Source organism: Lentzea xerophila, from assembly GCF_051094245.1.
In the GTDB taxonomy this organism is placed as follows: domain Bacteria; phylum Actinomycetota; class Actinomycetes; order Mycobacteriales; family Pseudonocardiaceae; genus Lentzea; species Lentzea xerophila.
In genome coordinates this window covers 683,736-695,187 of record NZ_CP194934.1, presented here as the reverse complement: position 1 = coordinate 695,187, position 11,452 = coordinate 683,736, and the positions used below count along the sequence as shown (strand labels likewise).

Annotated in this window: 13 protein-coding genes; 10 read left to right on the top strand and 3 right to left on the bottom strand. The window is 67.0% G+C overall.

What is annotated here, in order from left to right; all coding sequences use genetic code 11:
- Window positions 1–3: 3 nt before the first annotated feature.
- On the top strand, window positions 4–1,251 hold the full coding sequence (locus ACRSBM_RS03420) for a glycosyltransferase family 4 protein (protein ID WP_434439664.1): 1,248 nt from the start codon (window positions 4–6) through the stop codon (window positions 1,249–1,251).
- 48 nt (window positions 1,252–1,299) lie between these two features.
- Window positions 1,300–2,076 (top strand): SGNH/GDSL hydrolase family protein, encoded by a 777-nt coding sequence (locus tag ACRSBM_RS03415; RefSeq protein ID WP_434439662.1) that lies wholly within the window; start codon window positions 1,300–1,302, stop codon window positions 2,074–2,076.
- A 6-nt stretch (window positions 2,077–2,082) separates the two neighbouring features.
- On the opposite strand, the gene ACRSBM_RS03410 is transcribed toward ACRSBM_RS03415, so the two are convergent.
- The gene (locus tag ACRSBM_RS03410; RefSeq protein ID WP_434439660.1) at window positions 2,083–2,835 is read right to left on the bottom strand and encodes an acyltransferase; all 753 of its coding nucleotides are present in this window, start codon (window positions 2,833–2,835) and stop codon (window positions 2,083–2,085) included.
- Window positions 2,836–2,858: 23 nt separating this feature from the next.
- Here ACRSBM_RS03410 and ACRSBM_RS03405 point away from each other — a divergent pair, with 23 nt between their 5' ends.
- Together ACRSBM_RS03405 and ACRSBM_RS03400 are read left to right on the top strand one after the other, a co-directional pair.
- Window positions 2,859–3,107, top strand: coding sequence for a hypothetical protein (locus ACRSBM_RS03405; RefSeq protein ID WP_434439658.1), 249 nt, complete (start codon window positions 2,859–2,861; stop codon window positions 3,105–3,107).
- A gap of 544 nt (window positions 3,108–3,651) precedes the next feature.
- Complete coding sequence (locus tag ACRSBM_RS03400; protein ID WP_434439656.1) at window positions 3,652–4,041, top strand: hypothetical protein; 390 nt, start codon at window positions 3,652–3,654, stop codon at window positions 4,039–4,041.
- Between the two features lie 75 nt (window positions 4,042–4,116).
- On the opposite strand, the gene ACRSBM_RS03395 is transcribed toward ACRSBM_RS03400, so the two are convergent.
- Both ACRSBM_RS03395 and ACRSBM_RS03390 read right to left on the bottom strand, forming a co-directional pair.
- On the bottom strand, window positions 4,117–4,911 hold the full coding sequence (locus tag ACRSBM_RS03395) for an inositol monophosphatase family protein (RefSeq protein ID WP_434439654.1): 795 nt from the start codon (window positions 4,909–4,911) through the stop codon (window positions 4,117–4,119).
- Entirely contained in the window at window positions 4,911–5,795 is an 885-nt protein-coding gene (locus ACRSBM_RS03390; protein WP_434439653.1) for a DUF5919 domain-containing protein, read from the bottom strand. Before ACRSBM_RS03390 ends, ACRSBM_RS03395 begins: the two co-directional genes overlap by 1 nt.
- Before the next feature lie 194 nt (window positions 5,796–5,989).
- Here ACRSBM_RS03390 and ACRSBM_RS03385 point away from each other — a divergent pair, with 194 nt between their 5' ends.
- From ACRSBM_RS03385 to ACRSBM_RS03360, 6 genes are read left to right on the top strand one after another with little or no spacing between them, the layout of a single operon-like run.
- On the top strand, window positions 5,990–6,412 hold the full coding sequence (locus ACRSBM_RS03385) for a hypothetical protein (RefSeq protein ID WP_434439651.1): 423 nt from the start codon (window positions 5,990–5,992) through the stop codon (window positions 6,410–6,412).
- A 3-nt stretch (window positions 6,413–6,415) separates the two neighbouring features.
- Entirely contained in the window at window positions 6,416–6,715 is a 300-nt protein-coding gene (locus tag ACRSBM_RS03380) for a hypothetical protein (RefSeq protein ID WP_434439649.1), read from the top strand.
- Entirely contained in the window at window positions 6,712–6,960 is a 249-nt protein-coding gene (locus ACRSBM_RS03375) for an AMED_5909 family protein (RefSeq protein ID WP_434439647.1), read from the top strand. The genes ACRSBM_RS03380 and ACRSBM_RS03375 overlap by 4 nt, the downstream gene beginning before the upstream one ends.
- Window positions 6,961–6,978: 18 nt before the next feature.
- Entirely contained in the window at window positions 6,979–7,275 is a 297-nt protein-coding gene (locus ACRSBM_RS03370) for a hypothetical protein (protein ID WP_434439645.1), read from the top strand.
- Window positions 7,276–7,280: 5 nt separating this feature from the next.
- Window positions 7,281–8,135, top strand: a complete 855-nt coding sequence (locus tag ACRSBM_RS03365) for a nucleoside hydrolase (protein WP_434439643.1) — start codon at window positions 7,281–7,283, stop codon at window positions 8,133–8,135.
- Between the two features lie 58 nt (window positions 8,136–8,193).
- Complete coding sequence (locus ACRSBM_RS03360) at window positions 8,194–11,451, top strand: GH92 family glycosyl hydrolase (RefSeq protein WP_434439642.1); 3,258 nt, start codon at window positions 8,194–8,196, stop codon at window positions 11,449–11,451.
- Window position 11,452: the final 1 nt, after the last annotated feature.

Here is an 11,452-nt window from a genome sequence, read left to right as displayed (position 1 = left end):
GGGATGCGCGTGCTGATGTTGTCGTGGGAGTACCCGCCGGTGGTCGTCGGCGGGCTGGGCAGGCACGTCCACGCGCTCGCGACACAGCTGGCCGCGCAGGGGCACGACGTCGTCGTGCTGTGCCGGCAGCCGTCCGGCACCGATTCCGTGACGCACCCGACCACGGATCTGGTGAGCGAGGGCGTGCGGCTGATCCGCGTCGCCGAGGACCCCGCTCACTTCGTGTTCGAGAAGGACCTACTGGCGTGGACGCTCGCGATGGGCCACGCGATGACGCGCGCCGGGCTGGCGCTGGGCTCGTGGCGCCCGGACGTCGTGCACGCGCACGACTGGCTCGTCGCGCACCCGGCCGTCGCTCTCGCCGAGGTCTTCGACGTACCGCTGGTGGCGACGATCCACGCGACCGAGGCCGGCCGGCACTCGGGCTGGTTGTCGCACCCGTTGAACCAGCAGGTGCACTCCGTGGAGTGGTGGCTGGCGAACCGGGCCGACTCGCTGATCACCTGCTCGTCCGCGATGCGGGGCGAGGTGGCGCATCTGTTCGATGTGGACACCTCTGACGTTTCCGTGCTGCACAACGGCATCGAGCCCGGCGGCTGGAAGGTGCGCGCGAAGGACGTCGGCGCCGCGCGCCGCACCTACTCGCCGCACGGTGATCCGCTGCTGTTGTTCTTCGGCCGCATCGAGTGGGAGAAGGGCATCCAGGACCTGATCGCCGCCCTCCCCCGCATCCGCCGCTTCCACCGCGGCACGCGGGTCGTCGTGGCCGGTGGCGGCTCACAGACCGAGTGGCTGCAGGAACAAGCGCGCAAGCACCGCGTGCTGCGGGCGGTGGAGTTCGTCGGACACCTCTCCGACCGGTCGCTGGCGGCGTTGCTCACCGCGGCTGACGCCGTTGTGCTGCCGTCCCGTTACGAACCTTTCGGCATCGTGGCCCTGGAAGCCGCCGCCGCCGGGACACCGCTGGTGGCGTCGACCGCCGGTGGGCTCGGCGAGGTCGTGCTGGACGGGGTGACCGGCCTGTCGTTCGCCCCCGGTGACGTCGACGGACTCACCCGCGCGGTGCGGGACGTGCTCTCCGATCCCACGTCGGCCGCCGCTCGTGCACGCGCTGCCAAGGACCGCCTGGGCACGGACTTCGACTGGGCCACCATCGCGTCCGGCACGGCCTCGGTCTACTCGGCCGCCGTCGTGCGCGAACCGCGTGTCCTGGGACGCCCCAAGATCGCTACCGGAAATCTGTTCACCTAGGTCCGCTACAGTCGCCGGTCCCATGAACAACAGGTGACCGAGGACTGAATGACCTACCAACGCTTCGTGGCGCTCGGGGACAGCTGCGCCGAGGGCCTGGACGACCTGCTGCCCGACGGCCGCTACCGAGGCTGGGCGGACCGCGTCGCGTCCGTGCTGGACGCGCCGGGCTTCCGCTACGCCAACCTGGCCGTGCGCGGCCGCCGCCTCGACCAGATGCTGGTGGAGCAGGTCCCGTCCGCCGCGGCGCTGGAGCCCGACCTGGTGGTGCTGTTCGGTGGCGGCAACGACGTGATGTCCAACGCGACGGTGGACCAGATCGCGCACCGGGCGGACGCGATGGTCCGCGCCGTGACGGAGTTCGCGCCGACCGTCGCCGTCTTCACGTTGAGCGACATCTCGCACCGCATGCCGTTCGGCTGGCGCATGGGGCCCCGGATCGACGCGTTGAACTCCGCCCTGCGCACCGCCGCCTCCCGCTACGGCGCGATCTTGGTCGACGTGGAGGCCGACGAGTGCGTGCACGACTCGCGCTACTTCGGCCCGGACCGGCTGCACCTGTCCTCGTTGGGGCATCGGCGGTTGGCCGGACATCTGCTGTCGGCGTTGGAGATCCCGTTCGATCCGGCCTGGCTGATGCCGCTGGAGGGGTCGGCCGCGCCGTCGTCGTTGTGGGACCACTGGCGGTGGCTGCGCGACCAGGTGCTGCCGGTCGCCTACACGCGGACGCGCAACAAGCTGATCGGCCGGGAGCCAGGAGACGGGTTCGTGCCCAAGCGCCCTGAGCTCGCGCCACTGTCCTTGCCGCAGCACGCGACTCGCTGACCTCGCTCAGGCCGAGGCGTCCTCCGCTCGCTTGGCCAAGGCCTCCTTGGCCTTGCGGGCCATGTCCGCGATGTCCGCCCGCCGCTGAGCGTCGGCCTCGTAGTCGGCCCGCCGGTCCCGCACCACCCGAGCCGGCATCCCGACGGCGATCTTGAAGTCCGGGATCTCCCCGCGCACCACCGCGTGAGCCCCGAGCACACACCCGCGGCCGACGCGCGTGCCGCGCAGCACGGTGACCTTGGCGCCGAGCCAGCAGTCCGGCCCGATCCGCACCGGCGACTTCACGATGCCCTGGTCCTTGATCGGCAGCGTGATGTCCTCGACCTTGTGGTCGAAGTCGCAGATGTAGACCCAGTCGGCCACCAGGCTGGAGGCGCCGATCTCGATGTCGAGGTAGCAGTTGACCGTGTTGTCCTTGCCGAACACGACCTTGTCGCCGATGCGCAGCGACCCCTCATGGCACCGGATCGCGTTGCCGTCCCCGATGTGCACCCAGCGCCCGATCTCCAGCCGGCCGAAGCCGGGGCGCGCCATGACGTCGACGCGCTTCCCGAAGAACACCATGCCGCGCAGCACTACGTGCGGGTTGAGCAGGCGGAACTTCAGCAGGCGCCAGTACCGGACGAGGTACCAGGGGGTGTAGGCGCGGTGGCGCAGGACCCAGCGCAGGGAGGCGAGCGTGAGGAAGCGCGCCTGCATCGGGTCCCGGCGCGACCTGCGCCAGCGAGTCCACACAGGTGCACCCCACATCGAAGTCATGCGGGCACTTTAGCTTTTGACCAGTGCCGCAATCGAAGCACCCTTGCCCTGACCTGCTGGTTTCCCCCTCGTTGCATCCGGTCAGATCCGGTCGCCTTTGGACCTCTGACGGCCTGGAGACGGTCTGGAACTCGACCAGCACGGCCCGCAAAGTCCTGCCCGTCACCATCGACGAAACCACCATCCAGGTCCACGACGGCCCACACCTGCTGGTCACAGCACCCCGCACCACCAGCCTCGTCGTCACGCACAAGCGGGCACAGCACCACTAGATCGGCTAGGTCCGACATCAAGGATCAGGTGAAGCCGAATCGTCAACCATCACCTGAAGCCCGACAACCACGAACACAACCACGAACGGGACGGCATCGCGACAGAGCGGCGGAAGCATGAGCGCAGATGGCAGGAGCCCTAAACGTCATGACCGTTGTGAGCGAAGGGCGCGCTGCGCTGCCCTGCATGACGGCAAGCACCAACAGGTGGGCTCTCGATGATTTTCGTCGTGCTCGCGCAAGATCGCCTCGGCAAGTGCGATCAACACGCCCTCTGCAACATGAGCGCGGCAGAGAATGTCATGCCACTCAGCAGGGCCGACATCGCACATATGGGTTTCTCCCAACTTAGCCGTTAGCTGAATGACCAGGTCTTATCTAGTCTCCGTCTCCGCCGAAGGGCTTGATCTCAAGAGTCGCCGCCTGCTGAGGAGGCGTTCACGCGAGGAGGAGGCAGCAGTCGAGTGGCGTCCTGTGCCGTAAGTTGCCAAGAAGTGCCGTACCCTGACATGACAAGACTTCCCTGGTCACGTTGAGGTGAGTGGTGCCGTCACCGATCCGCATCCCGTCCCTGGCTGAACTGCCGGGAGGTCCACGTCGTGACCTCGTCAAGTTGCTCTTCTTCTACTACCGGGAAGCCGGGCGACCGACCCTGCGCAGGATCAGCGCCTGGATCGATGAGCATGCGGACGAGCTCGCGGGCACGGCCAGCAAGGAGACGGTCCGGCGCATGCTCACGGGGAAGACCGTCCCCGCCCAGTGGGAGACGGCGCACACCGTGTTCTTGGCGTTGTGCAACCTTGCCGGAGTGGACCCGGATGACGAGACTCAGAGATACGACTCGAATCGCGCGGAGTTCAAGGACCACTGGAATCAAGCGATTGACAACGAGCCTCGGAGGGCATCGGCCTTTGCTGATGAGCCGCCGTTCTGACTCAATTATACAAAGAGGTCATTGCGTAACTGCGTATGCGCATTGCGTCATTGGCGCTTGAGGCAGAGCCGGAGGTCAGATGGTGGATTGCACCAGCGACAAGAGTTGATCAGCGACACCTGGTGCGGCAGCGATGGTGTGCGTCGACGTTCGAGTGTGCTGGTCACCTGTGCTGTCCATGACGACCGCTCCGGCTTCTCGCGCGATGAGAATGCCGGCCGCAAGATCGAGCGACTTATTCGACAGAACAATCGCGCCGTCAACGCGTCCCTCGGCCAGCCAGACAAGATCGTGGGCTGCGGACCCGAACATACGAACGCGTTCGACCTGGGCAGCAAGCTCTGCCGTGAGCGCGATTCGCTGGCGGTTCTTCGCTGGCGCACCCTCACCAAGCGCGTAGTCGCCAATGGCCACAATGGACTTGGACAGCTCCGTCGTCTTGCTCACGGAGAGCTTCTTTTCGTTGACGAACGCGCCTCCGTCAGCAACAGCAGAGTAGTTAAGTTCCATGTATGGCAACGAAACCGCAGCAGCGATCGTGCGATCTCCCTGCATCAGCGCCAAAGAAACGCCACACAGCGGTACGCCATGAACGAAGTTCGCGGTGCCATCAATCGGGTCGAGCCCCCACACGTACGCACTGTCGGCGGCTGCGGAGCTGCGTCCTTCTTCCTCGCCGACGAACCCGATGTCAGGGGTCACCTCGGCAAGGTAAGCGCGGATCTCGTGCTCGATCCTCACGTCCACATCGGTGAACGTGTCGCGGTCGGTCTTCTCCGTGACAGTCTCAGGGCGTGCGGTCCTGATCAGCTCATGACCGATGCGGACTGCGTTGCGAGCCACGTCCGCCAGGTGGTCGAGCTGGTACATCAAGCAACCTCCTGCGCGCGGTCCCACATGGACTCGAAGACCTGGGCGAACGTCGTGTAGAGACCAGGCATGGTCTCGTCCTTCTCGATCACGAGCGTGGGCGACTCGACGCCTCGTGCATCCGGCAGGTAGGGCTGCACCACGCACTTGCGCTGGTCAACAATCGTGATGTTGTAGCGGATCGGCTCGTCGTAGACGCGGATGCCAAGCGAACCCTTGGCGTTCGGCGACGTCTTAGACCCGACACGGCGTAGAGCCTCGATGTTCAACCGCGTGAGCGTGCTGAGGTGCCCAGCGGGCAACCCCTCTTCTCTCTCGCGGGCGGTGCTGTAGGCCCCGTTCGGATCGAGGAACAACGCCCGGATGACGGTTCCATCCTCGATCGCGTCCAGCAGGCTCTTGTCCGAGTACTGCTGGCACAACATGTTGAGCGACAGGCCGGCCATGCTGATCTGCTTCGCGCCGTCGAGCAGCGATCGCGGGGTGACATTGTGCAGGAATTCGGTCCGCGTCGCATAGGCGGCGGTGATGTCGGCAAGGCGGGCTTGCTGGGGTAGCTGCACCGGACGCGGTGCGGGGGCAGTCCTGGCGGTGCGCTGCGGCGGAGTCACGAGGCTTTCGCCATCGCCCTCGTGGGGCGCAAGGAGCTGCTGCGCGGTCCAGCCCGGAAACATCTTCTCCAGGACGCGACAATGGTCCGCATACGGCAGGCCCAACAGGTCACCGGACATCCACCGGTAGAACTGCGCCTTGCTCGGCCACTGGCCTACAAGATCGCCGTCGAGCTGCCTCGCGACGCGGTCGTATTCCTTGCGGAATGTCATGTAACCCTGCATGTGGCGCTGCCGTAGCAGCACTCTCAACAGCGTCGATTCGGTCGGCATGACCTCTCCCCCGTGGTGCGAGTCAGACTCAACGTAGCACCTCATGAGACCAAGACGAGACTATCTGAGTGCTCGGCGCGTCAGACGAGACAGGGACGGAACGCGGACGGGACGAATCGGCATCGAATCTAGGTAGGCAGGTTCGAGAAGTGGCGCCGAGCCGCGATTAAGCGGTCCTACAGAAGGAGAACCACGTGGGTATCCCCGCTGGCCATCGGTTCCCGATCACGTTCGATGAGTTGTTCCCGCAGGGGTTCTTCGTGTTGAGCGTGGAGCGGGCGACGGAGTACTCGGAGGGCGAGCAGCCTCGTCCGGCCGTGGACAAGCTGAAGGGCCTCCCGGCGTTGATTGTCCAGGGCACGGGCTCGTCCGCGAAGGGCAAGAACACGGCACAGGTTGTCAAGATCGCGTCGGAGTACCAGCCCGTCCCGCCGAAGGTGCTGCCTGGCACGCCATTCCGCCCGGCAGTGTTCTGCGGCCTGAAGGTCACGCCGTACGTGCGGGACGGCGGGGTGAGCTACACCGTGTGGGCGGACGAGATGTTGGCTCCGCAGTCGGCGAACCGTGGCGCGAAGCTGCAGGGCAACGCCACGCCCGACGCCTCCAAGGCAGCGTAAGCCGTGGCAGATCTTCAGACGTTGGGTGAGCAGTGGCAGAAGGCTTACCAGCGGTTCACGGTTGCCGACGAGGCGAATCGCTACGCGAGTGCTGATGATCTGGAGGCCACTGCCCGGATCGCACCCGCCTATCGACAGGTGGCGTGGTGCTGGCGGCAGTTGGCCGGTCACGCGGAGACGCCCTGGTGGGCCAAGGCGGCTGCACTGCACGCCGCTGAGATGTTCGACCACCAGGCGGAGTCGCGCGAACGGTTGTCGCACCACGACACCTATGGCGAAACCGGAGCGGGGAGGTTGACGTGACGGTAGCTGCGCGTCGTGAGGCCACATGGGCTCAGGCTGAGCGGATCGTGCGGCTCAGCGAGGCACACGAGGTACTGCCTCGGTTGATGCCAGACAAGAAGGATCTGACCGGGTTGCGGCGGTTTCACGAGAAGAGCGCGGCGGTGTACCGGCGGGTGGCTGACCTGGACCGTGGCCACCACCACGAAGCCCTGTACTGGGCGGACCGTGAGGACCGGCTGGCACGCGGGTTGGACGGGCACTGAGAAGGAAGGAACTTCGTCGTGGCCGCAGAAATCCTGAGTGCGGAGCTGCTGCGCACTTCGCTGATGCGGTTGTCGCGAGAGGTCATGAAAACGTATCCCCAGTTCGGCGAGCCGCTGACACAGCACATGATGCGCACGTGCAGTGCGGTTCCGGATCTCGAGCGGGCAAGACACTTCGAGGAACTTGGCGTACTGCTCATGGATCTTGGGCGTCTGTATCTGGCCGAGTCGGACGTGCTCCTGGGGACATTGACCAACGAGCCGTGCACCTCGACACCTTCCCCGGCGCGCGCCGGGGGCCTTGAGGCAGGCTGAGGAGCATGGCGACTCCTCTCATCATCGACACCGACCCCGGCGTCGACGACGCGTTCGCGATCGCGCTCGCGGCGCGCAGCCCCGAGGTCGGCCTCGTCGGCCTCACCACGGTGTTCGGCAACGTCGGGCTCGAGCACACCACGGCCAACGCCCTGCGCCTGCTCGCCCACCTCGGCCGCACCGACGTGCCCGTGGTCAGGGGCTTCGAGGGGCCGGCCGGCGCGGCGGACGTGCACGGCGAGGACGGGCTCGGCGGGCAGGGCCGCACGCTGCCGGAGAACCCCGCCGGCGTCCGCGGGGACGACCCCGTGCGGTTCTTCGCGGACAACCTGACGCCGGACACCGTGGTCGCCGCCATCGGGCCGCTCACCAACATCGCCGCCGCCCTCGACGCCGGCATCGAGTTCCCGCGGCTGATCGTCATGGGCGGCGGGCTCGGGCTGGGCAACACGACGGCGCGCGCCGAGTTCAACTTCTGGGCCGACGCCCGGGCCGCCCAGACGGTGATCCGCAGGGGCAACCCGATCATCGTGCCGCTCAACCTCACCCAGCGGTGCATCGCGGACACCGAGTTCCTCGCGAACGTCGACCCGGTGCTGAGCAACCTCACCGGCACCTACCGGGCATACCTCGCCCGGCACTCCGAGCAGAACCTCTCGAAGCGTGAGGAGGGCATCCTGATCCACGACGCCGTGGCTGTGGCCGAGGCGATCGTGCCCGGAACCCTGCACCTGAAGACCCACAACCTCGACATCGACGACGAGGGTGCGCTGGTCGAGGGAAAGCACCAGGTAGAGGTCGCCGAGGACTGCGATTGGCCCGCGCTGAGGGCCTTCATGGAGCAGCGCTTGTCCGTTTGACGACAACTTCGTGTCGCTCTCTGGGGTTGGGCGGGCACGGAAAGTAGGGTCCGCGAGCATGCAGCGAAGAGTCCTCACGACAGCTGCGGTGGCGGTGGCCATGACGTTCGGAGTGGTCCCTGCCTCCGCTCAGCCCCAGATCCAGGTGGTGCCGGACCCGGCAGCACATGTGAACCCGTTCATCGGCACGACCAACCTCGGGAACACCTTCCCCGGCGCGGTCGTGCCGTTCGGCATGTTCTCCTTCAGCCCGGAGGCGAGTCGCGGCAACACCCTGCGCGCCGCGGCTCCCGGCGGTTACCGGTACGACGCCACGAAGATCCGCGGCTTCAGCCTCACCCACATGTCCGGAACGGGCTGCGCGGGCGGAAGTGGTGACATCCCGATCTTCCCGCACGTCGGGACCGTCACGACGAGCCCGACGACGGACGCGACCGACGCGGTCTACGCCAGCGAGTTCTCGCACGCCGACGAGGTGGCCAAGCCCGGCCGCTACGACGTGACGCTCAAGTCCGGCGCGAAGGCCGAGCTGTCCGCCACCGAACGCACCGGTGCGGCGCGGTTCAGCTTCCCCGCCGACAAGCCGGCGACGGTGCTGATCAACACCTCCAAGTCGCAGGTCGGCTCCAGCGACGCCCAGACCGTGATCGACAAGAACAAGCGGACGATCACCGGCAGCGTCACGAGCGGCAACTTCTGCGGCTACATCAACCAGGTCGGCCGCCGTAGCTACTACACGCTGCACTTCGTGGCGGAGTTCGACCAGGAGTTCACCGAGGTCGGCACGTACCAGGACAACGTTGTCACGCCCGGAAGCGTCACCTCCAAGGGCGGCACGACGTACGGGACGAACGGCTGGCCGGTGCTGGGCAAGGGCTCCGGCGCCTACCTCGGGTTCGCGCCCGGTTCGCAGGTCGGCGTCAAGGTGGGCATCTCCTACGTCAGCCTCGACAACGCGCGGGCCAACCTCAGGGCCGAGAACAAGGGCCAGTCCATTGAGGACATGAGGGACAACGCGTACATCGCGTGGCAGAAGCAGCTCAGGCGCATCGAGGTCGGCGGCGGCTCCGATGACGAGCGGACCAAGTTCTACACCGCGCTGTACCACTCTTTGCTGCACCCCAACCTGTACAGCGACGTCAACGGCGAGTACGCCGGGTTCGACGGCAAGACGCACAAGATCGACAAGCGCAGGCAGAAGGCCCAGTACGGCACGTTCTCCGGCTGGGACATCTACCGCTCGCAACTGCAGCTGCTCACCATGCTCGAACCGCAGATCGGCTCGGACATCGCGCAGTCGCTGCTCAACCAGGCCAACCAGAACAACGGCGTCTGGGACCGCTGGACGCACAACGGCGGCGGCACGCACGTGATGAACGGCGACCCGGCGCCCATCGCACTGGCCGCGATCTCCGCGTTCGGGGGCGACCAGTACGACATCAGGTCGTCGTTGAAGTCGTTGGTGAAGGCCGCGACCGTGCCCACGCCGCTGGACCTGAGCAAGGACGGCTGGGCGGTGATGTCGGTCGGGCAGCGGCCGTCGCTCGACAAGTACCTGAAGCACAAGTACATGCCGTCCGTGTCGAACGCCTGGGGTGGCGCGGCGGAGACCCTGGAGATCTCCGCGGCGGACTTCGCGATCAGCCAGCTCGCCGAGCGCACGGGTGACCGGAAGACCGCGAAGACGTTCGCCGAACGCGCGCAGTGGTGGCAGAACAACTTCGACCCGGTCGCCGACTCCACCGGTGGCTACATCCGCAACCGCAACGCCGACGGCACGTGGGTCAAGGACTTCACGCCCGACACCGGCAACGGGTTCGTCGAGGGCAGCAGCGCCCAGTACACGTGGATGGTCACCCACAACGTCGCCGGGCTCGTCGACTCGCTGGGCGGCCGTGAGCGCGCCAACAAGCGGCTGGACGACTTCTTCCACAACGCCGACGGCAGCTGGGCCCTCACCGGTCGCGGCGGGGCGAAGTCCGAACTGGACAACGAGCCGTCGGTGAACGTGCCGTGGCTCTTCAACTACACCGGCCAGCCCGCCAAGGCGCAGGAGACGCTGCGCGAGACGGTCAACACGCTGTGGAAGAACGCCCCCGGCGGCATCCCCGGCAACGACGACCTCGGCGCGATGTCGTCGTGGTTCGTGTTCACCGCGATGGGCATCTACCCGCAGGTGCCGTCGCGCGCCGAGCTGGTGCTGAGCGCCCCGCTGTTCACGTCGGTGAAGATCAACCGCGGTGGCGGCAAGGACATCACGATCAACGCGCCCCAGGCCGGTACCGCCACGAAGTACGTGCAGTCGCTGAAGGTCAACGGCCGGTCCACCACGAAGACCTGGCTGCCGGAGTCGTTCGTGCAGCGCGGCGGCAGGCTGGACTTCGTGCTGGGCAAGTCGCCTTCTTCTTGGGGCACAGGCGCTTCCGACGCTCCGCCGTCGTTCCGCGACGGCGAGCAGCCGATCAGGCACGACCAGCCGTACTACCTGACGGTCGAGCCGCGCCAGCTCGTGGTCGAGCCCGGCAAGTCGGTCACGGCGAAGATCAACGCGGTCAAGCTCTACGACGGCGACCCGAAGGCGACGTACACGATCACCGGATCGGACGCGCTGACGTTCACGCCGACGACCGGCACGGTGCCCGCGGAGTTCACGGTCGCCGCCGGAGCCGATGCCGCGCAAGGCTTCTACGACATCACGGTGACGATCAACGTCGAGGGAGCCGGGAAACCCGTCGTGCTGCCGCAGACGGTGAAGGTCGCGCCGGCGGGCAGCATGCTCGCCGCCGTGAACAACGTGGGCGCCTCCGCAGACGCCACCGGCGAGGGCGACTTCGACGGCGGCGGCTACAGCTACTCACGGGAAGCACTGGCCACGGCCGGCCTCCCGCCGGGCGGCACGGGCACCGTCGACGGCCTCACGTTCACCTGGCCGTCGTCACCTCCCGGCCGCCCCGACAACGCGACCGCCGCGAAGCAGACGCTCGCCCTGTCCGGAACCCGGCTAGCGTTCGTGGGTTCGGCCGCCAACGGGGCGCGCACCAAGCCGGCCACGGTGACGTTCACGGACGGCACCACCGCCACCGTCGAGATCGGCTTCAGCGACTGGACGCTCGGCGGCGGCGGGGCAGCCCCCAGCTACGGCAACGTGATCGTCGCGGCCACGCCGTACCGCAACCAGCTGGGCGGCGGTAACGAGAAGGTCGCCACGCACATCTTCGCCACGAAGACGTACGTGGCTCCGGAGGGCAAGACGCTGCAGGGCGTGACACTTCCGGAGGATGGAAACATGCACGTCTTCGCCATCGCCACCGCCTAGC